The organism is Tildeniella sp., assembly GCF_059505325.1.
Genome location: NZ_JCACKI010000066.1, coordinates 115,451 through 141,281, shown reverse-complemented (window position 1 = coordinate 141,281; position 25,831 = coordinate 115,451). Strand labels below are relative to the sequence as shown.

Annotated in this window: 26 protein-coding genes; 15 read left to right on the top strand and 11 right to left on the bottom strand. The window is 51.9% G+C overall.

The window, feature by feature from the left end:
* Positions 1 to 99: 99 nt before the first annotated feature.
* The 3 genes from acs to AC5JO6_RS23775 all read left to right on the top strand — a co-directional run bounded on the left by acs (position 100) and on the right by AC5JO6_RS23775 (position 3,088).
* Positions 100 to 2,067 carry an acetate--CoA ligase gene (gene acs, locus AC5JO6_RS23785; RefSeq protein ID WP_496083520.1) on the top strand — a complete coding sequence of 656 codons (1,968 nt, stop codon included), beginning with the start codon at positions 100 to 102 and terminating at the stop codon, positions 2,065 to 2,067.
* 133 nt (positions 2,068 to 2,200) lie between these two features.
* Complete coding sequence (gene psb28, locus AC5JO6_RS23780; protein ID WP_496083519.1) at positions 2,201 to 2,542, top strand: photosystem II reaction center protein Psb28; 342 nt, start codon at positions 2,201 to 2,203, stop codon at positions 2,540 to 2,542.
* Between the two features lie 33 nt (positions 2,543 to 2,575).
* Entirely contained in the window at positions 2,576 to 3,088 is a 513-nt protein-coding gene (locus AC5JO6_RS23775) for a MogA/MoaB family molybdenum cofactor biosynthesis protein (protein ID WP_496083518.1), read from the top strand.
* Between the two features lie 106 nt (positions 3,089 to 3,194).
* On the opposite strand, the gene ctpB is transcribed toward AC5JO6_RS23775, so the two are convergent.
* Positions 3,195 to 4,511, bottom strand: a complete 1,317-nt coding sequence (gene ctpB, locus AC5JO6_RS23770) for a carboxyl-terminal processing protease CtpB (protein WP_496083517.1) — start codon at positions 4,509 to 4,511, stop codon at positions 3,195 to 3,197.
* Between the two features lie 427 nt (positions 4,512 to 4,938).
* Between ctpB and AC5JO6_RS23765 the strand changes: the two genes are divergently transcribed.
* Both AC5JO6_RS23765 and alr read left to right on the top strand, forming a co-directional pair.
* Positions 4,939 to 5,760 (top strand): hypothetical protein, encoded by an 822-nt coding sequence (locus AC5JO6_RS23765; protein WP_496083516.1) that lies wholly within the window; start codon positions 4,939 to 4,941, stop codon positions 5,758 to 5,760.
* Positions 5,761 to 5,977: 217 nt separating this feature from the next.
* Entirely contained in the window at positions 5,978 to 7,177 is a 1,200-nt protein-coding gene (gene alr / locus AC5JO6_RS23760) for an alanine racemase (protein WP_496083515.1), read from the top strand.
* A gap of 64 nt (positions 7,178 to 7,241) precedes the next feature.
* On the opposite strand, the gene AC5JO6_RS23755 is transcribed toward alr, so the two are convergent.
* A complete protein-coding gene (locus AC5JO6_RS23755) occupies positions 7,242 to 7,661 on the bottom strand; it encodes a Tery_1686 family protein (RefSeq protein ID WP_496083514.1) in 420 nt (139 codons plus the stop codon).
* A gap of 435 nt (positions 7,662 to 8,096) precedes the next feature.
* On the opposite strand from AC5JO6_RS23755, the gene AC5JO6_RS23750 reads away from it, so the two are divergent.
* The 8 genes from AC5JO6_RS23750 (at position 8,097) to AC5JO6_RS23715 (ending at position 14,919) form a co-directional block, all read left to right on the top strand.
* Complete coding sequence (locus AC5JO6_RS23750; protein WP_496083513.1) at positions 8,097 to 8,453, top strand: DUF6152 family protein; 357 nt, start codon at positions 8,097 to 8,099, stop codon at positions 8,451 to 8,453.
* The gene (locus tag AC5JO6_RS23745; protein WP_496083512.1) at positions 8,453 to 8,941 is read left to right on the top strand and encodes a DUF6644 family protein; all 489 of its coding nucleotides are present in this window, start codon (positions 8,453 to 8,455) and stop codon (positions 8,939 to 8,941) included. The genes AC5JO6_RS23750 and AC5JO6_RS23745 overlap by 1 nt, the downstream gene beginning before the upstream one ends.
* Positions 8,942 to 9,147: 206 nt before the next feature.
* Complete coding sequence (locus AC5JO6_RS23740; RefSeq protein ID WP_496083511.1) at positions 9,148 to 10,494, top strand: APC family permease; 1,347 nt, start codon at positions 9,148 to 9,150, stop codon at positions 10,492 to 10,494.
* Positions 10,495 to 10,562: 68 nt separating this feature from the next.
* Complete coding sequence (locus AC5JO6_RS23735) at positions 10,563 to 11,255, top strand: SAM-dependent methyltransferase (RefSeq protein ID WP_496083510.1); 693 nt, start codon at positions 10,563 to 10,565, stop codon at positions 11,253 to 11,255.
* A gap of 76 nt (positions 11,256 to 11,331) precedes the next feature.
* Entirely contained in the window at positions 11,332 to 12,489 is a 1,158-nt protein-coding gene (locus AC5JO6_RS23730; protein ID WP_496083509.1) for an HhoA/HhoB/HtrA family serine endopeptidase, read from the top strand.
* Between the two features lie 190 nt (positions 12,490 to 12,679).
* On the top strand, positions 12,680 to 13,264 hold the full coding sequence (locus tag AC5JO6_RS23725; RefSeq protein ID WP_496083508.1) for a cytochrome b: 585 nt from the start codon (positions 12,680 to 12,682) through the stop codon (positions 13,262 to 13,264).
* Positions 13,265 to 13,655: 391 nt separating this feature from the next.
* The gene (locus AC5JO6_RS23720) at positions 13,656 to 14,159 is read left to right on the top strand and encodes a late competence development ComFB family protein (RefSeq protein ID WP_496083507.1); all 504 of its coding nucleotides are present in this window, start codon (positions 13,656 to 13,658) and stop codon (positions 14,157 to 14,159) included.
* Entirely contained in the window at positions 14,128 to 14,919 is a 792-nt protein-coding gene (locus AC5JO6_RS23715; protein ID WP_496083506.1) for a hypothetical protein, read from the top strand. The genes AC5JO6_RS23720 and AC5JO6_RS23715 overlap by 32 nt, the downstream gene beginning before the upstream one ends.
* Here AC5JO6_RS23715 and AC5JO6_RS23710 read toward each other — a convergent pair.
* The gene (locus AC5JO6_RS23710; RefSeq protein WP_496083505.1) at positions 14,864 to 16,090 is read right to left on the bottom strand and encodes an extracellular solute-binding protein; all 1,227 of its coding nucleotides are present in this window, start codon (positions 16,088 to 16,090) and stop codon (positions 14,864 to 14,866) included. The two genes, AC5JO6_RS23715 and AC5JO6_RS23710, sit on opposite strands and share 56 nt — an antisense overlap.
* A gap of 4 nt (positions 16,091 to 16,094) precedes the next feature.
* Entirely contained in the window at positions 16,095 to 16,742 is a 648-nt protein-coding gene (locus AC5JO6_RS23705) for a phycobiliprotein lyase (protein WP_496083504.1), read from the bottom strand.
* A 711-nt stretch (positions 16,743 to 17,453) separates the two neighbouring features.
* On the opposite strand from AC5JO6_RS23705, the gene AC5JO6_RS23700 reads away from it, so the two are divergent.
* Positions 17,454 to 17,828, top strand: coding sequence for a hypothetical protein (locus AC5JO6_RS23700; RefSeq protein WP_496083503.1), 375 nt, complete (start codon positions 17,454 to 17,456; stop codon positions 17,826 to 17,828).
* A 51-nt stretch (positions 17,829 to 17,879) separates the two neighbouring features.
* Here AC5JO6_RS23700 and cobT read toward each other — a convergent pair whose 3' ends face one another.
* The 7 genes from cobT to AC5JO6_RS23665 form a co-directional block, all read right to left on the bottom strand.
* Entirely contained in the window at positions 17,880 to 19,190 is a 1,311-nt protein-coding gene (gene cobT, locus AC5JO6_RS23695; RefSeq protein ID WP_496083502.1) for a nicotinate mononucleotide-dependent phosphoribosyltransferase CobT, read from the bottom strand.
* 9 nt (positions 19,191 to 19,199) lie between these two features.
* A complete protein-coding gene (locus AC5JO6_RS23690; RefSeq protein WP_496083501.1) occupies positions 19,200 to 20,030 on the bottom strand; it encodes a DUF2232 domain-containing protein in 831 nt (276 codons plus the stop codon).
* A 217-nt stretch (positions 20,031 to 20,247) separates the two neighbouring features.
* A complete protein-coding gene (locus AC5JO6_RS23685) occupies positions 20,248 to 20,619 on the bottom strand; it encodes a hypothetical protein (RefSeq protein WP_496083500.1) in 372 nt (123 codons plus the stop codon).
* 190 nt (positions 20,620 to 20,809) lie between these two features.
* Complete coding sequence (locus AC5JO6_RS23680) at positions 20,810 to 22,312, bottom strand: glycosyl hydrolase family 57 (protein ID WP_496083499.1); 1,503 nt, start codon at positions 22,310 to 22,312, stop codon at positions 20,810 to 20,812.
* Positions 22,313 to 22,436: 124 nt separating this feature from the next.
* Positions 22,437 to 23,195 carry a GDSL-type esterase/lipase family protein gene (locus AC5JO6_RS23675; RefSeq protein ID WP_496083498.1) on the bottom strand — a complete coding sequence of 253 codons (759 nt, stop codon included), beginning with the start codon at positions 23,193 to 23,195 and terminating at the stop codon, positions 22,437 to 22,439.
* Between the two features lie 99 nt (positions 23,196 to 23,294).
* On the bottom strand, positions 23,295 to 23,777 hold the full coding sequence (sufU, locus tag AC5JO6_RS23670; protein WP_496083497.1) for a Fe-S cluster assembly sulfur transfer protein SufU: 483 nt from the start codon (positions 23,775 to 23,777) through the stop codon (positions 23,295 to 23,297).
* A gap of 163 nt (positions 23,778 to 23,940) precedes the next feature.
* On the bottom strand, positions 23,941 to 25,047 hold the full coding sequence (locus tag AC5JO6_RS23665) for an iron-containing redox enzyme family protein (RefSeq protein ID WP_496083496.1): 1,107 nt from the start codon (positions 25,045 to 25,047) through the stop codon (positions 23,941 to 23,943).
* A 169-nt stretch (positions 25,048 to 25,216) separates the two neighbouring features.
* Here AC5JO6_RS23665 and AC5JO6_RS23660 point away from each other — a divergent pair, with 169 nt between their 5' ends.
* Positions 25,217 to 25,804, top strand: coding sequence for an MOSC domain-containing protein (locus tag AC5JO6_RS23660; protein WP_496083495.1), 588 nt, complete (start codon positions 25,217 to 25,219; stop codon positions 25,802 to 25,804).
* The last annotated feature ends 27 nt before the right edge of the window (positions 25,805 to 25,831 follow it).

Genomic DNA, 25,831 nt, shown 5'->3' with positions numbered 1-25,831 from the left:
TGCCCTCAATAAATGCAAAGCGATAAGAGCGATGGGGCTGTAAGTCGGTATGCTGTAAAAGTATTGTTTGACAGCATAGCCTCGGTCACTTAACACGTCATGTCACAGCCGACGATCGAATCCATTCTGCAAGAGAATCGCCTCTTTCACCCATCGGCGGCATTCTCTCAAAACGCGCACATCAAAAGCCTGGATGACTATCACCGCCTTTACGAGAAGGCAAAAACCGACCCACAAACCTTCTGGGCGGAATTGGCAGCAACCGAACTGCATTGGTTCCAGAACTGGGATACTGTGCTGGACTGGCAACCGCCTTTTGCAAAATGGTTTGTGAATGGCAAGCTCAATATCTCCTACAACTGTCTCGATCGCCATCTCACGACCTGGCGACGCAACAAAGCCGCGTTGATTTGGGAAGGCGAACCAGGAGACTCACGCACACTTACCTACGCGCAATTGCATCGAGAAGTGTGTCAGTTTGCCAATGCGTTGAAGCATCTGGGTGTGCAAAAGGGCGATCGCGTCGGTATTTATATGCCGATGATTCCTGAAGCGGCGATCGCTATGCTTGCCTGTGCCCGCATTGGTGCCGCGCATACCGTTGTGTTCGGTGGGTTTAGCGCTGAGGCATTGCGCGATCGCCTGATCGATGGGGAAGCGAAAGTGGTGGTTACAGCGGATGGGGGCTGGCGTAAAGACGCGATCGTGCCTCTAAAGGAACAGGTAGACAAAGCACTGGCAAAGGGTAGTGTCCCCAGCATAGCGGCAACGCTGGTGGTAAAGCGCACTGGGCAAGAGATTCAGATGCAGGGCGATCGTGATCATTGGTGGCACGAACTTCAGGCACACGTCTCAGCCAACTGTCCTGCCGAGCCAATGGATAGTGAAGATCTGCTCTTCATTCTGTACACCTCAGGCAGCACAGGCAAACCAAAGGGGGTCGTGCACACCACTGGCGGCTACAACCTTTACACCCACATCACCACCAAGTGGATCTTTGACCTGCAAGACACCGATGTGTATTGGTGTACGGCTGATGTCGGCTGGATCACTGGGCACAGCTACATTGTCTATGGTCCCCTATCCAATGGTGCGACGACGGTGATGTACGAAGGTGCCCCCCGTGCCTCCAACCCCGGCTGTTTCTGGGATGTGATCGAAAAACACGGTGTCAATATTTTTTATACTGCTCCTACAGCGATTCGCGCCTTTATCAAAATGGGTGACGAACATCCCAAGGCGCGGGATTTATCCTCGTTACGACTGCTGGGTACGGTGGGTGAACCCATTAACCCAGAATCCTGGATCTGGTATCAACAAATCATTGGCGGTGGACGCTGCCCGATTGTTGATACCTGGTGGCAAACCGAAACGGGCGGCATTATGATCACGGCGCTACCGGGCGCGATTCCGACGAAACCGGGTTCGGCAACCCTACCGTTCCCTGGCATTCTGGCAGAGGTGATCGATCTGGACGGAAATGCTGTTGGCGCAAATGAAGGTGGCTATTTGGCAGTGAGGCATCCGTGGCCCGGTATGATGCGAACGGTGTATGGCGATCCCGATCGCTTCCGTCGCACCTATTGGGAGCACATTCCACCCAAAGATGGTCAGTATACCTACTTCGCTGGGGATGGTGCCCGTCGAGACGAAGACGGCTACTTTTGGGTCATGGGTCGTGTAGACGATGTCATTAATGTCGCTGGGCATCGCCTTGGCACCATGGAAATTGAATCAGCGCTGGTGTCACATCCTGCCGTTGCCGAAGCCGCTGTGGTGGGCAAACCCGATGAGCTTAAGGGTCAAGATATTGTGGCGTTTGTCACCCTGGAAGGCACGTATAGCGCCAGTGACGAGTTACTAAAAGAACTCAAGCAGCATGTGGTGAAGGAAATTGGCGCGATCGCCCGTCCAGGTGAAATTCGTTTTGCCGATGCCTTACCCAAAACGCGTTCTGGCAAAATCATGCGCCGCTTGTTGCGTGACCTGGTGAGCGGCGTGGAAATTTCGGGCGATACCTCCACGCTAGAAGACCGCAGCGTACTGGAAAAACTTCGTGAGGGTTAAGCGACAGAGGTACAAACAGGGCATTTTACGAAATACCTCTGCTGACTGCCCATCTTTTTGAACGCCCAGTTTTTCCAACTTACCGCGACGTGGGAGAATAGTATTCTACCCAACATAACGCTGACTGAGAATTATGGCTCAAATTCAATTTTCTAGAGGTATTGATGAGGACGTAGTGCCTGATGTTAGCCTGACCCGTGCGCGCGACGGTAGTAACGGCAAAGCCATTTTTTACTTCCAAAACCCGAACGCACTCAGTGGTACTAGCACTGACAGCATTACCGGGATGTACATGGTGGATGAGGAAGGTGAATTGGTTACTAGAGAAGTCAACGCCAAGTTCATCAATGGTCAGCCCGAAGCGTTAGAAGCAACCTACGTGATCCGATCGCCCGCAGAATGGGATCGCTTCATGCGCTTCATGCAGCGGTACGGCGAAGACCACGGGTTAGAATTTAATAAAGCCCAAGCCTAATTAAGACCAAACGCTGAAGCGATTTTACGGACAATGGCGGCTATTCCTCATCCTGACACTGCCGCTCTAGCAATTCACTGTGCGGTGATTACAGTGAGTGATACCCGCACGGTAGAAACCGATCGCAGCGGTCAGCTAATTCAGCTAATGTTGCAAGAGGCAGGGCATCAAATGGTTGCCTATACGATTGTTAAGGATGAGCCGAGACAGATTCAGCTTGAGCTTGAACAGCTCAGCCAGCAAGCACTGGTTGCAGCAATCATTGTCAATGGTGGTACGGGCATTGCACCGAGAGACACCACATACGACGCGATCGCGGCGCTGCTAGAAAAGACTTTACCTGGCTTTGGCGAACTCTTTCGCTCGTTGAGCTACCAGGAAATTGGCTCACGGGCGATCGCGTCACGGGCGATCGCGGGTGTTTTTGGTAGCAAGCTCGTTTTTTCAGTACCTGGCTCTACAGGTGCGGTGAAACTAGCGATGCAGGCGCTGATTTTGCCAGAACTGAGACATCTGGTGAGTCAGCTCGCTACAGGTAAACGCTAGACATCGGTTTCCTTCCCTTTGCAAACGGCTAGTCGTCACAGCAATCTGCCGGGACGTTACATATAGTATCCCGGCAGTGCTACCCATACAGTTGAAACAGCACTCGCTACTTCTGGTTTTGATTTGCCTGTTGCGTGGTGGATGTTGGTGTTGTCAAAGCGACCTTTTGCAGTGTGGCGAGAGCACGAGCATATTGAGGATCGTCTTTAGTCGCCACGAGCTTGGGATTAGATGACAGCTTCTGACGCTGTTCATCGCTCAAATCAATCTTGATGTCTGGCGTGATGCCTTTATGGCTGATATCGGTACCTTTGGGCGTGTAATAATGAGCGATCGTCACTGCCAGACCTGACCCATCAGACAGCGAATGCACCGACTGCACTAACGCTTTACCAAAGGTTTGACTACCAATGACTGTCGCGCGTCCGTTATCTTTAAGCGCACCCGTCAGAATCTCGCTGGAGCTAGCTGAGTTTCCATCGACTAAGACAACAAGCGGCGACTTCGTTAGAGCCGTTCGATTGGTCGAAATCTCTTCATTATTGCCTTTGCGATCGACCGTGCGAACGATCGACCCTTTATCCATCCACATCCGGCTGATGTCGATACTTGCTTGCAGCAGTCCACCCGGATTGCCTCGCAGATCGAGAACATAGCCATCGACTTTCTGGTTGCCCAAATCCTGAATCGCCCGACGCATTTGGTCAGCCGCGTGAGCGCTGAACTCATTCAAGCGAATATAACCAATGCGCTGTGTGCCCTCTTGCCTCAGTGAGTAGCGCACGGTTTGCAGTTGAATACGCGCACGGGTCAGCGCAAACAGCGAGTTGTCTTTGCCTTGTCGCCCAACTTCAAGCTTGACTTTGGTGCCAACATCCCCCCGAATCAAGTTTGAGGCATCCTCGACCGTCATCCCTTTCGTCTGCTTGCCATCGATCGATAGAATTTGGTCGCCCGCCTGAATGCCTGCCTTGAGTGCGGGAGAATTTTCGATCGGTTCAACCACCGTTAGCACTTTGGTTTGGTCGCTCACTTCCAGTCGAATGCCCACGCCGGAGAGTTCACCAGAGGTCTGGTTGCTCAGCGCTTCATACTGCTTTGGATCCATGAAGCGAGTGTAGGGATCGTTGAGTTTTTCTAGAGCCGATCGCAGGGCTACATATGCCTGTTCGCGCGACGAATAATTTTTACCCAACAGCGACTTTCGGACTTCCTGCCAATCGGTTTGATTAAAGGTGCCGTCCACGTAGTCACGATTAACAATCTGCCATGCCTCATCAACGACGGTCTTCGGACTCTCTTGCAGCGCCGCCCGTACGCGACTGAGACCAGGAACAAAGAGTGAAATTGCTGCTGTGGTTGCGACAGCCCCACCGCAGAGAGCAATCTGAAACAAGGGAAAGCGCTTGGATGGTCGGTTCATTGAAGATAATGATAAATGAAGTGGCTTAGAAATAAAGAGAGACGTTATGCAGCCAGACTAATTGAAGGCGATCAATATCACGTACAACACCCAAAAGACAGCAACAGGAAACTGAAACGGTCCCAGTAGTCGTTAACCCAGAATACTCGTGTAGCATGGCGGCAGTCCACTGCATAGAGGACAGTTTGCTAGGCAGCCCAATCCTCGACCCGCGCTTAGATGAACACCCTGACGATTAGTAGACTTAAACCTTTTAGCCAATCTAACCGAATCTCAATAAATTGGCATAGGGGTAATTGTATTAACTTTGTTATACCTTCGTTTTAAGTTTGATTGCTTTTTGCAAAGATTATTTGAATCACGCATGGCGAATGCTGAAAACGGGGCAACTGAACATAGCAAGGGGCGCGTGTAACTAGCGATAGAGATGATGATGAAAGCTAAAGGTGTGAGAGTGAATGCAAGTGGGTGGCGATCGTGGGTGAGCGGGGCGATCGTCGTCTCAGCGCTGGCTGGTGTGGTCTTGATGCAGCGATCGCAGCTAATGCGCCCGTCTTTGTGGCACTCTGACCCCACGCAAGCAGAACAACAGGAAGCGGTAAAACTACGGTTGCTCAAGCAGCTACCCACCTTTGGTTTTAGTAATCTCATTGCCGATTGGACGTTTCTGAACTTTTTGCAGTACTACGGCGACAACGAGGTTCGAGCCAAGACAGGGTACGCTCTCAGCCCACAATACTTTGATATCATCACGCGTTTAGATCCGCGCTTCGTTGACATCTACCTGTTTCTTTCTGGGAGTATTTCCTACCAATTGGGCGATCCAGAGACAGCGGTGCAGTTAATGAATCGGGGTACCGCTGCCCTATCGCCCCAAGCAAGCCCCAAAGCGTTTCAAGTCTGGCGCTTCAAAGGTCTGGATCAACTGCTGCTATTAGGCGATGTTCCAGGCTCGATTTACTCGCACGAAATGGCAGCAAAGTGGGTGCAAGGAACGCCCTATCAAGAACTGGCACCTCTCTTTCACCAAACAGCAGAGTTTTTGCGGCGAGACCCCAACAGTGTGCCCGTCCGGTTTCAAGCCTGGATGTCAATCTACTACCAGGCAGGCGCTGCCCGCGATAAGACAACCCAGGAACGAGCAAAACGAGAAATTTTGTCGCTGGGTGGACAAACGCGGACGCAAGATGGACAGCTAACCTTTGTCTTGCCTGAGCAAAAACGTATCGCTCCGAATGCTCAAAAGTAAGGGTTTGGGTGGGAGGCAGAAGGCAGGGTGCAGAAGGCAGAAGGCAGGAGCTTGAGAAGGGGGCAGAAGGCAGAGGGCAGGAGCTTGAGAAGGGGGCTACAGGGCATGACGTGATTCTTCATTGCTGCTTGTTGGCGATCGCACACCATTTCGCTGATCGCAGAAAGCTGCTAAGGTGCTGTTTATTTATGGAGTGTGAATAGAGGAGTCGATCGCAATGTTGAGTTGGGAGCAAAGTCCAAGTATTGCGTTGATGCAGCGAGAACGCGCCTGGGTTGAGGTGGATGTGAGCGCGATCGCCCATAATGTGCGGCAGATTCGCAGTCTGCTGTCAGAGAAAACAGCATTGATGGCAGTCGTTAAGGCAGATGCCTATGGACATGGCGCTACAACCGTTGCTCAAGCAGCACTGCAAGCGGGAGCAACCTGGCTGGGCGTTGCCACGATCCCCGAAGGTATTGAACTCCGGGAAGCAGGCATTGATGCCCCTGTACTGGTGTTAGGGGCAAACCACACGCCGGAGCAAATTCGGGCGATCGCGCATTGGCACCTTCAGCCGACGCTCTGCACACCTCGTCAAGCGCTCATTTTTGCCGAAGTGTTGGCAGACTTACCTCAGCCTTGTTCGTTAGCGGTGCATCTCAAGCTCGATACGGGTATGTCGCGTCTGGGCACTGCATGGCAGGAGGCAGCAGCTTTTGTACAACTGGTGCAACGTTTACCCCATCTGACGCTTGCCAGCGTTTATTCTCACCTGGCAACTGCGGAAGACCCCGATCAGACCATTGCCAAGCAGCAGCAGCAGCAGTTTGAAGCCGCAATCGCTCAGATCAACGCTTGTGGCATCAAGCCGCCCTGTTTACATCTGGCAAACTCTGGTGGCACCTTGTCTGATACGGCGGTTCACTACAATATGGTGCGGGTTGGCTTGGCGCTCTATGGGCTATATCCAGCCGACCACTTAAGAACGGTGCTTGACCTCAAACCCGCTCTACAGGTGAGAGCTAGAGTGACGCAAGTCAAAACCATCCCACCAGGAACGGGGATCAGCTACGGGCATCGGTTTGTGGCAGATCGAGAACTGAAAATTGCTGTCGTGGCGATCGGCTACGCAGACGGGGTACCCCGCAATTTATCCAACAAAATGGAGGCGATCGTGAGGGGGCAGCGAGTCCCTCAAGTTGGCGCTGTGACAATGGATCAACTCATGCTGAATGTCAGCGCTGTCTCCAATCTACGTGAAGGCGAAGTGGTCACGCTCTTAGGACAGGACGGCAACGAAGCGATCGCAGCTGATGATTGGGCAACCACACTGGGCACGATTTCGTGGGAAATCCTTTGTGGCTTCAAGCACCGACTGCCAAGAATTGCGATCGATCAAGCGCCGCCCAACTTTAGAAGTAAAAAAAGTTGGTGAGAAGAGTCCAAAAGCCATACGGTTTGAGGTTCCCTTCTGCCCTCTGCCCTCTGCCCTCTACCCACTAACCACTGAACAATACCAAAACGTTCCTCAAAAACGCTTTTAACTTTTCTTCCATTTCAGGTGTGGGGTAGCTGCTACCTTCAAATGCCCAATGGTCAACAGTTGAGAGCCACCATTGTTTGCCGCGATGGTCAAAGCCTGTAATTTCAGCACCGATCGCCCGTCTCTCTCCCGTTTGCAGATCTTGGTAAAAGCGGATTTGCAGCAAAAGACTGCGGCTTTGCAGGAGGCGCGAAAAACCAGGAAAATGAAACCCGATGTCGATCGACTCTGGATCAACCAGTTCTCGCGTGTCCGAATCGTTCACCCACGGCTTCAAATCCGCTTTGGCATCTGGAAACTCGGCTTTGAAGAGATTGGCTGCCGCCGCGATTTTGCTGGTTGTTTCCAGCGATGTTGCTTGTTCGGCTGCGTTCATGCGCGATTCCTTTGTAGCAAGAAATGCAAAGAGCCAGGAGAGGCAATCTTAATGCCAGGTTAACTTCAAGATTATTCACAAATTGACAGAATTTTCAAGGGTCTGAGGTTGTCTATAGAGGCAAGTTGATCGTTTAAGCCACAACGTCTTAACCGCTGGACTGCTGACCGCTAATGGCTGACCGCTGACCGCCAATCTTTAGCCCGATCGCCTGCTGACATTTTTCTGTCATATTCGTCGCTCACACTAAGAACATGGGCTTGGAGGTTGTCACAACAACTTGAAAGACCAAGCCCAGATCTGCGAGACGGTTACACAACTGAAGCGATCAGTCGTTAGCTGTTGTCCCTCTGGTGACAGCTAACGCTTTCTCTATCACAGCAGTAGAACGATCACAGCAGTAGGAGTTATTGAGTTATGTCCAGGAAAGGACTAATGCACGCAGCAATGGTGACAGCCTCGATCGCCACCTTTCTAACGGTTGATGTGAATGAGGCAAGTGCTCATCATGGGTGGAGTGAATACAACAATCAGCAAACGTTGAATGTCACGGGTGAAATTCAAAAAGTCAGTGCTGGCAATCCTCACACAACGATTCAGTTGAAAGCGGGGGATAAAGTTTGGACGGCTGTTTTGGCACCACCATCCCGCATGGAGCGTCGGGGATTGCCGCAAGGGTCACTCAAGGCAGGGCAAATGGTGAAGCTGGTGGGCTATCCGCATCGCAGTGAAGCGAATGAGATGCGGGCAGAACGGATTATTGTGGGCGATCGCACGGTTGAACTGCGCTGATGCTTGTGTTGGCAGTCACTGATTGGCTATGGCTAGAGCAAAGTGCCCTGTCTCAGACAATTCGCCAGTGGGTGTGGTTGTATCCAGCGATCGAAAGCTTACATCTGTTGGGCTTGGCGCTACTGGTTGGGGCGATCGCGATGTTTGATCTGCGTCTGCTAGGTTTCTCACGTCAACTCTGGATCACTGATCTGGCACAGCATTTGCTGCCCTGGGCATTTCTGGGGTTTGCGATCGCTGCCGTGACTGGAGGGTGCTTGTTTGCTGTCGATGCGACCCAACTGGCTGCAAACCCTGCCTTTCGTCTGAAGCTGCTGCTCATCGCTGTGGCTGGCATCAACGCAGCACTGTTTCATTTTAGGTATCGGTCAGTCCGGCTGTGGAATCGTGGGGTTGTGGTGCCGCTAGCTGTAAGGGCGATCGCGGCTATCTCGGTGTTGCTGTGGTTTTCTGTCATCATCTGTGGTCGTTTGATTGCGTACATTTGAAAACAACCCCTTCAAGACACCACCTTCTTTCACAGCAGTTCTCCCCTGAGAGGGACGTGAGCAATACTAAATTTGACGTTGAGTAAGAGCAGCTTTGGTTCATTCACTGTTGCAACGAGAGTTGTTCGTTATCAATGCGTTTCAGGCGTTCTACGCTTGGATTCAGTGTTCAAAGTCTCTCATGCAAAATGTTTCGGTAGTAAGACATGACAATTTTGAAAGTAATCGAACCACAGCCAACACTGCTCAAGCCAACGCTTTCTGTCACAGATGCCACTGCCATTATCGTTGGCATGGTCGTGGGAGCAGGCATTTTTGAGACACCTGCGTTAGTCGCGGCTAATGCGAGTAGTGCGGGTGTCGTGTTGCTGGTTTGGGTGTTGGGTGGTGCCATGTCGCTGGTGGGTGCGCTGTGCTATGCCGAGCTGGCAACGGCGTTTCCCGATGCGGGGGGCAGCTACCACTATTTCATGCGGGCGTATGGTCCGAACCTTGCCTTTCTCTTTGCCTGGGCGCGGATGGCAGTCATTCAAACGGGTTCGATCGCGCTGCTGGCATTTATTTTTGGCGACTATGCGGCACAACTTTTGCCCCTGGGAAGCTATGGTTCTTTCGTCTACGCCATACTCAGCATTGTCGTTCTGACAGGGCTGAACTTTATGAGCGTTGAGCAGGGCAAATGGACTCAGAATTTGCTGACGCTGGCAAAAGTGTTGGGGCTGCTATTGGTGATTGTGGCGGGTTTAGCAGCAACCACTGCTGTTACCCCTGCACCTACAGCACCAGCAGAATCCACCTCTCAGGGCACGTTTGGGCTGGCGATGTTGTTTGTGCTGTTGACTTATGGTGGCTGGAATGAGGCGGCGTATCTGTCGGCAGAAATGCGCCACGTCCAGCGCAATATGTCGAAGGCGCTGCTTTGGAGCATCGGTATCATCGTCGGTATTTATCTGTTGATGAATCTAGCCTATCTTCAAGGGCTGGGTCTGGCAGGTATGGCAGGCTCCAAGGCAGTAGCAGCGGATCTTATGCGACAGGTAGCGGGTGAAGGCGGCGCTAAATTCATCAGCTTTTTGATTGCCATTTCGGCGTTGGGCGCGACGAATGCCACGATTTTTACGGGCGCACGGACGAACTACGCGCTGGGACGGGATTTTTCAGCTTTTGCCTTTTTGGGACGCTGGCACGATCGCGCCAATGCTCCCACGAACGCGCTGCTGGTGCAAGGTGCGATCGCGCTGGCACTGGTGCTGCTGGGCGCGTTGACTCGCAAAGGCTTTGAAACGATGGTGGATTACACTGCCCCTGTTTTTTGGTTCTTTTTTCTGCTGTCGGGCATTGCGCTGTTTGTGTTGCGCTGGCGTGAACCCAATGCCCCGCGACCGTTTCGGGTGCCGCTATATCCCATAGTGCCCCTGCTCTTTTGCGGCGTTTGCGCCTATTTGCTTTACTCCAGCCTCGTTTTTACGGGCTTAGGCGCATTGGTGGGTGTGGCAGTGCTGGCGATCGGCGTTCCCATCCTGTGGCTCATGCGACGGCGTACCCAGTTGTAGCGCGATCGCTTGCAGTCACCTGACCGTATGACAGTTCATTCTTTATTCATTCACCAGGAGAAATCACGATGCGTCTACAACAGACAAAACAGCACCTCACACGCTTACTGATCGTTAGTTTCAGCGCTGGTAGCCTTGCCTTAACAGGTTGTGTCCAGCAGCGAGATAGCGCACAGGACAACGCTCAGGCACAAACACCGACCCCTACTGCCTCGGTAACACCATCTTCTAACCCAACAGAAACGGCACAGCCAGAAACAGCCCAGCGACAGCCAGATGTGGTTTATGTTCCTACCCCAACTGAAGTGGTTGACCGAATGCTGGCACTGGCAAAGGTGAAAAACAATGATGTCATCTACGACCTGGGCAGTGGTGATGGGCGCATTGTCATCACAGCGGCTCAGAAGCTGGGTGCTACAGGCGTTGGCGTTGACATTGATCCCGAACGCATTCGGGAGGCAAACGAAAATGCTCAGAAAGCAAAGGTGACCGATCGCGTGCAGTTTCGGCAGCAAGACCTGTTTCAAACCGATCTAAGACAGGCATCAGTTGTGACCCTCTACCTTCTACCTGATCTCAACCTGAAGCTGCGCCCCAAACTTTTTCAGGAACTCAAGCCTGGAACGCGGGTCGTCTCCCACGATTTTGACATGGGTGACTGGAAGCCCGAACGAACCGAAAGAATCAATGTTGGCGGTCGGCAGCACACTGTTTACTACTGGGTGATCCCCAGCAAGGTTCCTGCCAACTTCCGCCCTTAAAATCGGCGCTAGTCAGACTGGAACCAGCATCGGGGCACCCCTAAAACGACTCATTCTCTCACTAAGGAAACTCACAATGTCTCAGCCTTCTTCGCGCAAACTATCGCTCAAATCACTGTCGTTGTTATCTATGGGTGCCCTGGGTGGGCTGTTGGTGGGCACACAGTTTGTACCCACCAATGCTGTACCAACACAGCAGTCGATCGCCCAAGCACCGTCTGCTCCGGGGTCGATCGCTCAGGTGCCCTCCGCCCCGTTGCCTGGTTCAGACGGCAACTTTATTTCAGCCGTGGCAGACAAAACGGGTGCGGCTGTCGTGCGGATCGATTCGTCTCGTACCGTGAGGCGATCGCCCCAGTCGAACGGGCGCATGGTAAGAGGTACTGGCTCTGGTTTCATTATCAAAGCCGACGGTTTAGTGTTGACCAACGCTCATGTCGTCGATGGTGCCAGCAGTGTAACGGTGACGCTCAAAGATGGGCGCGAATTTACAGGGAAGGTGCTGGGTAAGGATGAACTGACAGATGTGGCAGTGGTAAAAATCCAGGCAACGAATTTGCCGATCGCACCGCTTGGCAACTCAGAGCAAATCAAACCGGGGGAATGGGCGATCGCGATCGGTAATCCCCTCGGTTTAGATAATACGGTCACGGCTGGTATTATCAGCGGCACAGGACGGTCTAGCGGTGTGGTCGGCGCACCCGATAAGCGCGTCAGCTTCATTCAAACCGATGCGGCAATCAATCCCGGCAACTCTGGTGGACCCTTGCTCAACCAGAAAGGGCAGGTGATCGGCATGAATACTGCCATCATCGGCGGTGCTCAAGGACTGGGCTTTGCGATCCCCATCAATCGGGCGCAGCAGGTTGCCAATCAACTGATCGCTAGTGGCAAGGTCGATCATCCCTATATTGGTGTACGAATGACCAACCTCACTGCCGCGACAAAAGAGGCATTGAATCAGGATTCTGAGTTGGGTGTGTCAGTCAAAGCGGATCAGGGCGTAGTCGTGGTGGGGATCGCCCGCAGTTCGCCTGCTGCCAATGCTGGACTTAAAGCTGGAGATGTCATTCAGTCAGTGAATGGACGATCGGTGAAAACAGCCGATGACGTGCAGCAGGTCATTGAGGGAAGCAAAATTGGCAGTAGTTTACCGATTCAGGTCGATCGCAACGGTCAACCTGTCACCCTATCGGTCAGTCCTGGCGCATTCCCAACCGAGGCAAACTCTTAGTTGGTGATCAATTAGTAGCATTTGCAATAATGTAAATGCGTCACAACATCTGCTGTAAAACATCAGTAAAATCTCATCTAGGAGCAAGTATCACTCGTTTCCTGGGTGAGATTTTCCAGTGCATCAATTTCTAGCGAACCAAAATACGCGTTCTTGTGTCTAACTGTTGTTCATACCAGGAGCCTTAGACGTGGCAATTGCACAGCAAAATAACTCCAGTGCCCCGAAACCTCAGAAGTCTGCCGCTCAGCGCTTATGGTTCTTGCACTGGCTCATGGCAGCGTTTTATCTGGTGCTGCTTGCAGGCGGCATTTACATGGCTGATTTGCCTAGAGAGGTTGCGTATCGTGGGTCTCTCTACACGTTTCACAAAACGTTGGGTGTCGTAGTGATGAGCTTGCTGTTAGCCAGAATCTCCGTTCTGCTAGGGGTGGTGCTGCACAAATATCGTCATCGCTTACCCAAAACTACGCCCCACTGGTGGCGCATGTTTGCCCTCCACACAGCGCTTTATACGTTTATGCTGCTGGTGCCTCTGAGTGGCTACTTATTCTCAAATGCCAACGCTAAAGATGTGGTCATTTTTGGTACAAACATTGTGTTACCGCCCCTCATTGGTGCGGATAAAGTGCTGGCTGAGTTGGGACGTAGTGTTCATTTCTGGTTGAGCTACACTTTTTTGGCGTTTATTCTTTTGCATAGTTTGGATCAACGCAAATACCTGCGTGCTGTATTGCGCCGTTCATTCAAAGCGATCGCCAGAACAAATTCTTAGACAAGCCCAACCAATGAATGCGCCAGTGTCAGAAACTCCAGCGGTACAAGGCGTAGAGATACCTCACAGGTCAACGAAAGGCTGTGTGAGATCAGACTACAGACCGCTGCAACCTGACAGGATGTTTCTATCACAGCGCGGGCGCAAGGCATAAACAAACTTGGACATTCTAGGTCTAAGCTGTTATCGTCTTTAACAAAGAATTATCTTTTTGTTGGCTCTGTTTTGTAAGCAAGTGGACTTCATTACTAGTTCTGCTGCAAGGCGAAGGGGTAACTGAGATATACTACGTATTCAAATTGATTAATTGTCACACCGCTCCACGTCTACTGAGAAAGCATCTTTACCCCGTTTAAGCTCTTGCTCAGCACTTTCGTTCCTGGAAATCGTCATGAGTACTATGCAACACAAGCCCGCCCAGACTTACCGTAACGTCATGGAGTCGCTGATTGTTGAAGAAGTTGAGAAACAGTTTCAAAAGCTGCCTGCAAAGGTGAGCGTCTATGTTAACAAAGCAGAGGTCATTGCTTACGCGCTGAATCGTTTGCCAGCGCTCTATGCTACCAGCGAAAAAGGTTGGGAGCAGCAGGGTGCTAGAGCGCGAAAAGAGTTGGGTAGCCAGATTGTCGCAGCAGTACGTCAGGCGATCGCGGCAGTGCAGCGAGATCCGCTACGAGCCGTTGTGCCGCTAAAAATTGGTGCTGATCAAGAGTCGCAGGTAGCACTGCAAGAATTAAAAGAATTATTGGGACAGGGAGAGCTTTCCTGGCGTAATGTAGTGGATGCGGTTGAAAACGCCCTCATCCGCACAGCCCGTGGAGAAGTAACATGGCGCAAACGAGGCAATGCAGCAGCCCAACGCAATGAGTGGCAAGACAGTCGATACTACCTCTAAAGGGTTGTGGCTTCAAGGCAGCGGGCAGTTTGGCAAATTGATGCAAGCTGTGGCGATCGTAACGACTGTTTCATTTGGCATCAGCTTCATTTCAAGCGGCAATAGAGCCGCGATCGCGGCTGATCCTCTTCCTGCCGCTCCAACCCCAGATAACCAAACCCCTACTCTCTCGCCTGACTCGCAGCCGCTAGATCTAAAAGCACTGAAACCAGGTAACACACCGACGTATGTGGTCACGGCTAACAGTATTTCCCTCACCCAGTTGACGATTCCCAGCCTATGGTGGCTTCGAGAGCAAATTGCCGACGAAGCGGCTTATGGTAGCAACTTACTAGAGAATTGGTTGGCATATCCGGGCGGCGGTAACAGCGTTGGGCGCGTTGATTTGGTTGTGAATCGCCAGTCCTGGAGCTTGCTAGACTATCTCGATCGCTATGCATTCATTCACACGTTCGGCAAAGCAGCGCGCGATTATGGTTACAATGTGCGCGTGTTTGATGGACAGGCAACGTTGTTAGGTGCGTCTACCTGCGATTTCAGCACCATCCGTATTGATGCTTTGCAAGATCAGCAAACCGAGCGATCGAGTCTGCTTGACAGTCCACCGTCAATGAATGAGTCTGCGTTACCACCCAACCCCGTAGACTCCATTGCCTGTAGTATCCTGCTCGATTCTTCCGGTAAAGCAGGGTTGAGAGGGGGGTCTAACCAACTACCCGGCGCAGGTGCTGCCAAAGCGCTTGATACTCGTCAGCGGTAGCGCGATCGAGGGGTTTCAGGAATTCACTTGCCTTTAGAGTGGCAGCATCCGGCAAGAGCACTGAATTTTGGCGTAGCTCAATGGGTAGGTTCGCTGGACCGGTCTCTAGTAAAACTGGAGAAGCCGCTCGACTCAGCAGTGATAGCTGGCTGGCGATTTCAGGTCGCCAACAAAAGCTGATCCAATTGGCTACCAGAGCAGACCGTTCAGGTGTGGCGATGGCGGGGCGCACCCAGAGTTCTGCCCACAGTGCTGTGCCTGTTCTAGGTACAACGGCTGCGATCGTTTGGTTGCGCTGAGTCAGCGGCAAGATGTCTGTCGACCACCCGACAGCGAGCCAGGTATCGCCGAGCAGCAGTGGTTGCAGGTATGAATCGGAACTGTACAGCTTGACCTGCTGATTCAGTGCCGTCAATTCAGCCTTGAGCTGAGGCACCGCCTTTAAATCAGTGGTGTTGTAAGATTGCCCTAGTTTTTTGAGCGTCAAACCAATCACTTCACGCGGTTGATCAAGGAGGGAAATGTGTCCTCGCAGATCCGATCGCCACAAGTCTGCCCAATCGGTTGGTGGCTGCAACCCTTTCTCTTTGAACAAATCCTGGCGATAGGCAATGACTGTACTACCCCAGCGGTAGGGTGCGCCCCAGACGCGATCGGGCGTTTTTGCTGATGCACTTCGTGTCACAAGCGCTTTCCACTCCTGCGGTAGCTGCTTCCAGCCTTGCCATTGCGTTGAGTCAAGTGGCTGAATCAATTCTTGTTGAATTGCCTTTTCTAGCCAGTAATCACCCAACGTTACCAGGTCAGGCACAGTCGTATTGTTGCGCTTGCCAATAAAGGGAATCTGGCTGAACCAACCGGATGCCTCCGGTTGTCCTTTGCGCTTCCAGGTTTGCAGTAATGCAAAGATCTGCGCTAACTGCGGTTCGATCGCCACTTCCAACGCACCATTTGTTGCCGTTTGCTGCAAATGTTTGCGAAACGCACCCACCAGTTGCAATGGCAGCGAGCCATTGAGTACACGCAGATTGAGAGTCTGACGATCTTGTCCAGAGCACCCTACGAGGAAACTGCCAAGAGTCATACCGATCGTGCCTGTAAGAAAGACACGGCGGTTGAAAGGGGGTGCAGGGTGTGGGGTGTGGGGTGTGGGCTGAGAAGGACGGTTCATGAGATTATATCGCTTGCTTGCGCTCGACACCAAACCCAACCAGATCGATGACGGTCGGTGGCTCATTGGCTTCGGGGCGCTGGTAAGTGACAATGGTACGCAGCCGCAGGTCAGGGGCAATAATCCGCATCTGATCGACGGCAACCGATCGCCGATAGTAGGTCGTCATTTCAAGCGTCTGGCGAGTGGGTTGGTAGCTAAAACGTCCTGCGATCGCGCCCGCTTCGGAATAGCCCTCATCACGGAGGTAAAAGCCCTGAATGGTTTCTCCTAGCGGTGTAGTGACTTGGGCGGCGATCGGCAAGGGTGGAGTCTCGATTGGTTGTGTAGTGGTGAGGTAGTGATCGGGCACAAACAGCGCTTTGAGGCTCATTGAAACCTGTTCGCCTGTCTCAGAGCGGGTGTCAAACGCGATCGCAAAGCCAGGGCAAACGGTCTCATTATCTGTCAACTTCACCGTATCAAGCGGCAATGCTTGAAAAGACGCAATGGATTGAGACGAGAGAATGCTTTGCTTTTCTGCCGCTGTTAGTGGAGCAACGCGAAACTCTGTATATGAACGTTCGACCTCGCCCCGCAGGGTGGAATGGTACGTTCTCTCAGTTGTCCATAGCCCTGTACAGGTCGTAAAAAAATCTTGAAAGCTTAGCATTTCTCGTTAAAAACCTGACTAGATCAGCCCTTTTTTGCAGCTTTTGTAGTAAAACTGCGATGGATTAGGCATAGCAAGCGCTGCTAACAGTCTTCTATCTTATGTCGATCGCCGCTCTACGCTCACTATAACAAGCGTCAGTAAGCCGTGACACAGCAAAGGCTGCCCGCCATACGTCACGTTGAGGCACAATAGAACGGTTCCTAAGCTCAGTAAGGTACAGTTGCGAAGAGGCAGGAGGCAGGAGGCAGAGGGCAGAGGGCAGAGGGCAGAGGGCAGAGGGCAGAGGGCAGAAGCAAAAAGGAGCACCGTTTTCCTCATGCCTTAAAACCTCAGAGCTTGTGCCGCACTCAAACGAGAACTGCTATAAACGACTGGTCTTAAGCTCAACCGATACCCAGGAGCAACGCATTGGTTGAGGCGACCATACACTTGAACGTTCAGTTCCAGATTGAGCGCTATGCAACGAAATGATTTGCTATGAACCATTATTTTTCTGCATGGTGCACGGTAATGCGTAGAAACTGATGGAGTTTTCGCAGTCTTGCACCGTCTAAAAATTTGCCTGAAACCCATTTGACTCAGAGCGATCGTGTGCTATTCTCCGGTTCACCATCAAATTCAAAGGTTAAATGATTCAGGAATAACCTTGATTAAGGCAAAGATCTATTTAGAATAGTTTACAAAACGTTAGAGCAATTGGAAGACTGAATGGATACCCTGCAACAGCAGATCAATATCATGAGCACAAAAGTTGATGCTCTCCATCAACTGATTGAGCAACTTAGCAGCAAACTGTCGGATGTGGCAACCGAGTGCAAATTTGGAGCCGATCAACTGCAACACTCTGAAAGCGGCTCAACGCCCAGCTATCGTTCCTACCAGGGATATGCTGGTTTCGATTCCAGTATGGAGCACAAAGACGTTCTGGCTGATCATACGGGTGTCGATTCCACCACTCACAGCGGCGAAAGGCAACTAGCACCTGAAGTGCAAGTGCAACGTCTGACGGCACAGCTAACGGCTGCCTACAACAGAATTGCAGCACTGGAGGAGCAATTGCTCTCCAGACGAATCCACAGTTAATGGTGCTGATTGGAGTCGAGTTGGCATTGACTATTCTGTGGCTATTGGTAGTCAGTCTTGAGCGGGTCGTTGATGGCTCAGTTCTGACTGACTCTTGGTGGTAGCATTGCTGTTGTGGCTCATCTGCTGGTATTGCTCGGCTACCGCTTCGATCGCCGCTAACAATTTAGCCTGAGTCCAATGCTGGTATAGAGATGCCGCGATCGCGCAGCCGCCCGCGCCAACACCTTCTTTGACAAAACCTTGCTCATACGCCCGTAGCTGCTCGTGGCGCGATGTGGCAAAGCTAAGCTGCGTGGCAATGAGAGGCACATCGCCGACCAAGTGTGCCAACCCGACCGTATCTCCGGTAGGATCGTCTGCAACCCAGCGCGTGGTGCCGATAACGATTCGTTCTGATTGCCATGCTAGGTGATAAAACTCTGCGATCGCCCTTAGTAGCGCGTAGACTGCCAGCATTTGCGTACCGCCTGCCAGCAAAACGCCACCAGTACGACTTGCCGCGATCGCCATCCCAGCGACTACAACCTGCATCGGATCGCCGATCGCAGCGACAAGTTGGAGGGGTGTGGGGTGTAGGGTGTGGGGTGTAGCATACGGTTCTGCATCTTTCAGCTCTGATCCCCAAAGACCGGAGCGCTGCAAACCTGTCTTTACAAGTGACCATTTTTGGTCATGGTTGCAGGCAGGATGGCTGCTGTTTACCTTACCTGCCGCAGCGATCCCCAAACCTGTTAAAACTGCTAGAGCGGTTGTGGTACCCCCAACCACACACTCTCCGAGAATGAGATAGCTAGAGCTTTTAACCGCTAGCTTTGCGCCCCAGAGCAAGCCTTGTTGCAGCAAATGCTCAATGGTTGGTAGTGTCAGCGCCTGACCTTGGCTCAGACAGTCAGCAGGGGCACCACCTAAATCGATCGCAGGTACAGCAGGCACAGATGGCAAACCCGCATTAAAGAGGTAGAGCGGAATCTGCTGCTCGGCGATAATGGCGCGGGAAATTAGGGCGGGTGATGCGCCAACCGTGAGAGGGGGCAGAGGGCAAGTAGGGTGCGCTCGTGGACCGTGGTACAAAAACTCGGCATCGGCGATCGCGGTGTACTGGCGATCGGCTGGCGTTTTACCCGCTGCTGAAATTCCTGGTAGGAGACCAGTGGCTGTAAAGCCCAAGACACAGGCGAAGATTGGTCGCTGACCTCGGTGCTGTTCTAGCCAGCGTTCTCCCTGCTGCTGCTGAGTGTAAACGCGAATGGGGCAATGTGAAACCGCAGAGGCGCAGAGACGCAGAGATGCGGAGAGTTGGTTAGCCGCCTGCTGTCTGGTTCCTTCTTCTATTTGCTTTCCTGAGCTTTCATCCTTCATCCTTTAGCCTTACTCATAGTCCATCAAAACCTGTACCCACTTTGGCGGTCTGGGAATAGGATTGCCTAAGCGGTCTAGCAGTAGCCAAGCAACTAGGTGAACGACAAAGACGTAAACGATGTTGTTGAGGATGACCATCGCAACGATCGCTGCTTGCACCAGTTCTAGGCGCGGCTGAAACAAAAAACCAAGCTTAATAAACAGCCACTCTAGTAAATCTGTGGTCTGAGTCGTTGCGTAGAGCCAAAGGTCGTCACCTAATAGCAGGGAGACCAGCCAAATGCGAAAGAAAAATCCAAGCGAACCCAAAATGCTGCCAATGCCGATCGCAAGACTCCATTGTGCGCCTCGCCGCCAAAGTACGCCTAGCGCTACACCCATCAAGCCATAAGGCATGACAAAGAGAATGCTACGTGCGGGACCCATCAGTACGCTGAGCAGTAATCCGGAAACTAACGCACCCATCCAGGCAGCGCGACTGCCCCAACGTAAGTAGGTTAGCGCGATCGGAATCGAGAAAAAGAGCCGCAGTAAAGGACCGATCGGGAAGTAATAATTCACCAAAAAGACAAGGCTGGCAGCGCTTGCCAAAAATGCTGTTTCCACCATCATGAGCGGCAGCGTTGGGTCGACTACTCGCGGCACTGCAAGATGGCGCTGACCAAAGGTCGGTTCCTGTAATGGCTGGCGATCGTCCAACTCGCTATCAGGAGGCTCTAATTCAGCGTCTGCTTCGAGCCAAGCTGCCGCCTCTGAAGCAAGCTCACCCTTACCGACCTGAGCTGGATCAGCGGGGTTGATAGCACGATCGGGTGCGTTATCTTCAGCAGAATCAGTCATGCAGTCTTAGAACAGATAGAAGCTTTACTCTAGATCTAAAACCGCGATCGCGTCTAACGGGTTACAAGCAATGACCCAGGAGTCTGGAAGACGATCGCCGCTTAAACGTGCGTTTCTGCCTCACCCCGGACAACTACCAGCGATCAGCTTTTCGCTGACGGCTGACGGCTACAGACCATGCTGTTATTTCTGTACAACTCCTAAGTCTGTACATCTCCTAAGAGAGTGATGCTGTTCCTGTCCGCAGGCTTTGCATTCGTCGATTAAGGCTCGCTAGAACCCGACGCAGACTCTGAGGGTGCAGGATAACCCACAGGTTTGTGCTCAGACAAAGCCCTCCCAGCGACAGCAGCACGAAGGTTGGCATCATGACAACGCCGATGATAAACCAGGTGAGCACGTGCAGCACCATCAAAAGGGCGAAGACGCTTGCCAGCCCAGAAACCTGCCAAACTTGAGACCTCGGACGTTTTAGTCCCACAAGAACGATCGCGCAAAAAGTCGAAAGCACGTTCGCAGGCACCAGTGCGGCACAAATAGCGATGCAGTGATTGTGGGAAAACTCAAGCAGATTGCTGAAATCAAACATTAGCTCACTGAAGTTAGTACGGTGAAGCCAAGCGCCAAACTCAGCCTCACGTTCACTATTTGTAACTCACATAAGAGTGGCGACAGACAAAACGACAGAAAACTCAAGCTTTGTCTAAACAATCACGAATGTAAGTTGCAGTATGTAAACTGACATTCACATCGCTGGCAAATGTCTTGCCGATGTTAAATCAGCCGATCGCTGCCTGTCCCTGCTGATACAGCTCACGAGCATAATCCGTCCAAACGCCCTGTCCCCAATAGCGGAAACAACTGGTTTGCAGCAGTAGATTGGACAGCAGTGCTTTGCGGTAGCGGACTGTACGTGTAAGCGGTTCAGCAGGCGGATCTTGTGTCTGCAACAGCGGATCGAAGGTCTGGTGAAACTGAGCGCTGAGCTGGTTCATGGGCGTGAGGACGTTGTCATAGTCTTTGACCCAACTGCGATCGTTCGTCCACGACGAGCCTTCCATATGAAAGTTGGAGTTTTCTTGCTTGATCGCCGCGATCGCCTCTGCAACGGCTTCTGGGGTTGTGCGTTCGGACGAGACACGCTGCCAGATTTGGTATTGCGCGATCGCCTGACAAGTCGGATAGTTTTCAGGCTTCACTCCCGCTGCTTCAATCAGTTCCAGATACTCTGTCCCATTGATGCCGACGACATCTGACTTACCGCCATTCTGCTCTGCCATTTGATACCAGGCTTGCTTGAATGCAGGTGGAAATTCGTTCATCATCACGCCCCCATTCTCGCCATCGCCGATTTGCGACACGATTGGAGGGATTGAGATACCGTTAAGCGATCGACGCGACAGCGTTTTTGCTTCATAGTAGGGCTGCATCTGCGCCACTAGCTTCGTATCAGAACCCTGTGTCTTGATCAACACGGTGATACTGGCTGTTTCACCATGAGCGTTGCGGGCAACCAATCGATGCGGTAGATGCTTATCCTGTAGCGGTTCGCCCTGCAAGGTTTCAACAGAATGTTCCTGCACGAGCAGCCACCGATAGCCGCATTCGTTCAGCGCTTTAACAAACGCGTAAAGCGTATCGGGTTGGTTGGGCAAGTGCATTTCTGGTGGCGAAAAGCCTTTGACTCGTGCCAGTGCCTCCCAGCCAAAGACGGCAGCAAAATAGTGCTGCCACGCCTGAATGTGCAGCTTGATGTCTGGGATGGGCGTGGAGGGCACGACTGAATGGCTCCACATGGTTCCCAGCCATTCTACATAAGGCTGGTAAGTAGGGTCACACGTGATGCGCTTCAGATTATCCAGCACATCGCCGCGCCCCATTTGCCGCAGTCCCCACAGCAAATTTCCAGAATAATCCAGCATCACACGGGGATTACAGCCATGAGCAACTAACTCTGGAATGAAGTCGCCCATACGGGAGTAGCACCAGGCGAACGTGCCCGCGTTGTGGTTATCGCCCTCACCGGAATGCTCAAACATATACTGTAAATGACCGATCGAAGCACCGTTAACGCCTGCTGGAACAGTAGGTTGGTGCATGTGAAGAGTGATCGCAAACGTTGCCGAAAGATCCTCCAACCGCAAATTGGTCGTCGGCAAAAAAACGGGATGATTCTCACTTGTCACTGAGCGTAACTCTGTTTCCCAGCCTGAAATGTTCGGCAAATCATCGACTAACTCAGGTATCGGTGCAGGGCTAGTTGTAAGTGTGGAGGAAAGCATAGGAATTGAGGTAAATTGACTTGCGATCTCAACTCACACTACACTGCACGTTCAGTTTATCCAAGCCTTTTTGAGCGGTCAGCAGCCAGCGATCAGCTTTCAGGATAGTAGATGCGGTCAGCTTTCAGGATAGTAGATAGGGTTCAATGAGTGCTTGCCAATGGCGATAAGCAATTCCATTGAGATGAATGCCATCTGATGTGTACTTTGGATCTAGCTGATGATGGGCATCAATAAAATGGGAATGTAAATCGATATAGGGGTAAGAAAATTCCTTCGCTAATTGCTGGAGTTGATGGTTGAGTTCCCTAATGCTGCTGTTGGTTGTAAAGCCTAGAAACAGGTTTTGATGAATGGGTAAAACACTCTGGACTAAGACGCTAGTTTGTGGCGATCGCTCACGCATTTGAGTCAAAATTTCTTTATACGTCCGGCTGACTTCAGCAGGCGATCGCTTCAGATTGGACAGATCATTCACGCCAATCATCAAAACGATCGTTTGTGGAGATGCGTGAACGAGCGTATCCAAGCGGCTCAACACGCCGATCGTGGTATCGCTTGAAATACCACGGTTCTTCATGGCGGGATTGTTAAACAGCTCAGACCATTCCCCTTCATCGGTAATGCTGTCTCCCAGAAAAACGATGTCAGATCTGCTGATTGACAGCAGTGCAAATTGACTTTTGCGATGGTGATAATAAGGATGAAGCAGTAACCCCTGATTCCACGCACCAACTCTAATGCCAAGCGTCTTAAGCAGTGGAATCTTGATTGCCAGATAGTTTAAACCACCACGTTTAAAGATGAACCAAACGCTCAACAGAAGGAACAGTAGGTTTAGTAAAACTGAGACTAAAAAAATGATTGAAAGATTCTGGTTCATCGGTACGCCTCTAGATTGAAGCGATCGTAGCAAAGCGCCTAGATGATCACCGCTGCGAGTTAGGTGAGACTAATACTCTTAGCGATCGATAAACCGTTTTCAACCAACACCTTCGTTGCTAACGAACTCTTTTGCTTGACTTTCGGTAGAGGCTTCTAATGCAGCTTTGAGCGTGTGCCACGTAAGAGTCGCGCACTTAATACGCACAGGAAACTGCGACACGCCCTGCATCACATTCAGCTTGCGGAACTCTGTAGGAAACTCGTCCTTGCCTTGCATCATCGTCTGAAAACGCTGCACCATTTGAAGCGCTTCCTCCAGTGTGCGCCCGCGCATTGCCTCAGCCATCAGATCGGCGGATGCCATCGCGATCGCGCACCCTTCGCCCTCAAACTTGACATCTTCAATGCGATCGCCGACTGCGTTTAACTGCACCGTCAGCTCGATCGTGTCTCCGCAAGAGGGATTGTGCCCACGGTGACGGCGATCGATTGGATCAGTCTTACCGCGATGTCTAGGTTTTTTGTAGCGTTCCAGAATGACCTGCTGGTAGAGATCACGCAAATTGCCAAGAGAAGACATGAGTCAAATTTGTTACGTATTGTTCATTCTTCTTCATCCTATCAGGGTCGCCTAAGGTTGAGGTTGATTGAGAGTGGGGAGTAGGGAATGGGGAGTAGAACTTAGACACCATGAAAAATCCTTACCTCTCGCCTCACCCCTCTCACCTCTCTCTCCTCTCGCCTCACCCTTCCCTATCCGCCAACCGCGCTGCACGAGCAACGGCTTCTCCAGCGCGATCGCCCATCAATCGCTGCTGGTCGTAGCCCAGAACCAGTTCCCAGGCTTCGTTGGGGTATCGTTCGACTAAGGGTAGCGCGACCTCATCCAGCATCCAGCGACCGTGAAGCTTATCGACTTTAATGTGCAGCGTCCAGTAGCTCATTGCATCGCTAGACAAGCCGAGTCGTTCAGCGGCAGCGTGATACGGATGAAAGGCAGCCGGGACAGAGATCTCTGTGTAGAGCAAGCCGCCAGCGTAGCGGAGGTAATCGCGTTTACGCTCTGACAGCAGGAAACTGTGATTGATTGTCGCCAAGACTTCCCAAGGCACAGCGTCAAAGTAAGCTTCGGGTGTCGTGTTCATGCCCAACTCAGACAACATTGTCGTGAAGTAGGTGGAGTGTTTGCGCGACAGTTTGCCAGTGCCATATTCCTCGACTAGCAAGCGGGTCATCACGCTTTGAATCTCATTGGCAACACCACCCAACGTGCGGGACAGTTGGCTCGCCTCTACTAAACCATCCAGCGACGCAATCTCCAACATTTTGCAGTAGCCTGCGACGGTCATCTCGTCCTGGAAGTAGCGCCCTGTGGCAGAAAGTTCGGGGTCAAGGTCGGCAGCCGCCCGATCGCGCAGTGCCGCTACAACATCCAGGCTTTGCAGGCTTGTGACATCCAGTTGTGCTAGTTCCCAGGTTTGCCACGCGGCTTCAATGCGATTGCGAACGGTTTGCATGTAAAACGATCGCTCATTCACATAGTTGCTCAGCTCGTCATACCAAAAGAACTTCAGGCGATTAATGCGATACAGCACACGTTGCAAAAACCGATGAGCCGCGCTGGAGTTGTAGGCATCACTGTAAGCAGCGGTCAGTGCGGCAGCGACTGTTTTTTCAAAGGCATCTCGCGTTGAAGCTAACCGTTCGAGGTTCTCGTCCAGATTGTTCGCGTTCAGCAGTGTGACAAAAAGGCGTTCTGCTTCTTGGTAATTTGGTGCATTGAAAGGGGCAAACTGACTCTGCAAAGTTGCCAAGTCTGGCTTGGCTGGCATCACTGGATTACGGCGCATAAATCTTGATGGTTTTAAGTCTTTTAAGGATTGCTTTCCTGATATTGTGCCGCTTTAGCAACGCTGCTTCATCGCCTCAGGTAGTAGATTTGACTCTTTACAACCGCGTCTAGAGAGAGAATGTATTGCCTGATTGTTTAACCGCTCAATTTCTCTAACCTAAGACAGTATGAAATTTCTCTCTGCCACAGTGGAATCGGTTTTGCTTGCAGATAGTCCCGGTACGTTTGTGACCCGTCGAGTCGATCAGGTCACTCTGGATATGGCTGGCATTCCGGGCGATCGCCATTATGGTCTGACTCGCTTGTCAGGCGCACGCGAACCGATGTATCCGCGTGGCACCACCATTCGTAATCGACGGCAAATTAGTGTTGTCTCAGCCGAAGAGTGTGACCAGATTGCCCAGCAGTTGGGCTTAAACGCTGTCTTGCCCGAATGGTTGGGAGCGAATCTGTTGCTTCGAGACTTCCCGCACCTGACGCAGCTACCTACGGGTTCGCGGCTCTTACTGCCTGGTGGAGCAGGTTTGGTTTGCGAAGGGGAGAATGCACCCTGCCGCCATCCAGGAGAAATTATCCAGGCACTGCATCCAGCGCACCCCAATTTGATGAAGCGGTTTGTGCCGATCGCCCAAAAACGGCGTGGCATTATTTGTTCGATCGAGTGTCCGGGAACCATCATGCAGGGCGATCGCCTTCGCCTTTTAATGGAGCCGATCGCGCTCTTGCAGACACAGTTACAGCCACAGATGGTTTGAGAGCAAACGGATTTCTGGGCACGACCC

Coding starts and splice junctions, on each gene's coding strand:
- acs (WP_496083520.1), top strand. CDS start 100: ATGTCACAGCCGACGATCGAATCCATTCTGCAAGAGAATCGCCTCTTT.
- psb28 (WP_496083519.1), top strand. CDS start 2,201: ATGGCTCAAATTCAATTTTCTAGAGGTATTGATGAGGACGTAGTGCCT.
- AC5JO6_RS23775 (WP_496083518.1), top strand. CDS start 2,576: ATGGCGGCTATTCCTCATCCTGACACTGCCGCTCTAGCAATTCACTGT.
- ctpB (WP_496083517.1), bottom strand. CDS start 4,511: ATGAACCGACCATCCAAGCGCTTTCCCTTGTTTCAGATTGCTCTCTGC.
- AC5JO6_RS23765 (WP_496083516.1), top strand. CDS start 4,939: ATGATGATGAAAGCTAAAGGTGTGAGAGTGAATGCAAGTGGGTGGCGA.
- alr (WP_496083515.1), top strand. CDS start 5,978: ATGTTGAGTTGGGAGCAAAGTCCAAGTATTGCGTTGATGCAGCGAGAA.
- AC5JO6_RS23755 (WP_496083514.1), bottom strand. CDS start 7,661: ATGAACGCAGCCGAACAAGCAACATCGCTGGAAACAACCAGCAAAATC.
- AC5JO6_RS23750 (WP_496083513.1), top strand. CDS start 8,097: ATGCACGCAGCAATGGTGACAGCCTCGATCGCCACCTTTCTAACGGTT.
- AC5JO6_RS23745 (WP_496083512.1), top strand. CDS start 8,453: ATGCTTGTGTTGGCAGTCACTGATTGGCTATGGCTAGAGCAAAGTGCC.
- AC5JO6_RS23740 (WP_496083511.1), top strand. CDS start 9,148: ATGACAATTTTGAAAGTAATCGAACCACAGCCAACACTGCTCAAGCCA.
- AC5JO6_RS23735 (WP_496083510.1), top strand. CDS start 10,563: ATGCGTCTACAACAGACAAAACAGCACCTCACACGCTTACTGATCGTT.
- AC5JO6_RS23730 (WP_496083509.1), top strand. CDS start 11,332: ATGTCTCAGCCTTCTTCGCGCAAACTATCGCTCAAATCACTGTCGTTG.
- AC5JO6_RS23720 (WP_496083507.1), top strand. CDS start 13,656: ATGAGTACTATGCAACACAAGCCCGCCCAGACTTACCGTAACGTCATG.
- AC5JO6_RS23715 (WP_496083506.1), top strand. CDS start 14,128: ATGAGTGGCAAGACAGTCGATACTACCTCTAAAGGGTTGTGGCTTCAA.
- AC5JO6_RS23710 (WP_496083505.1), bottom strand. CDS start 16,090: ATGAACCGTCCTTCTCAGCCCACACCCCACACCCCACACCCTGCACCC.
- AC5JO6_RS23705 (WP_496083504.1), bottom strand. CDS start 16,742: ATGCTAAGCTTTCAAGATTTTTTTACGACCTGTACAGGGCTATGGACA.
- AC5JO6_RS23700 (WP_496083503.1), top strand. CDS start 17,454: ATGGATACCCTGCAACAGCAGATCAATATCATGAGCACAAAAGTTGAT.
- cobT (WP_496083502.1), bottom strand. CDS start 19,190: ATGAAGGATGAAAGCTCAGGAAAGCAAATAGAAGAAGGAACCAGACAG.
- AC5JO6_RS23690 (WP_496083501.1), bottom strand. CDS start 20,030: ATGACTGATTCTGCTGAAGATAACGCACCCGATCGTGCTATCAACCCC.
- AC5JO6_RS23685 (WP_496083500.1), bottom strand. CDS start 20,619: ATGTTTGATTTCAGCAATCTGCTTGAGTTTTCCCACAATCACTGCATC.
- AC5JO6_RS23680 (WP_496083499.1), bottom strand. CDS start 22,312: ATGCTTTCCTCCACACTTACAACTAGCCCTGCACCGATACCTGAGTTA.
- AC5JO6_RS23675 (WP_496083498.1), bottom strand. CDS start 23,195: ATGAACCAGAATCTTTCAATCATTTTTTTAGTCTCAGTTTTACTAAAC.
- sufU (WP_496083497.1), bottom strand. CDS start 23,777: ATGTCTTCTCTTGGCAATTTGCGTGATCTCTACCAGCAGGTCATTCTG.
- AC5JO6_RS23665 (WP_496083496.1), bottom strand. CDS start 25,047: ATGCGCCGTAATCCAGTGATGCCAGCCAAGCCAGACTTGGCAACTTTG.
- AC5JO6_RS23660 (WP_496083495.1), top strand. CDS start 25,217: ATGAAATTTCTCTCTGCCACAGTGGAATCGGTTTTGCTTGCAGATAGT.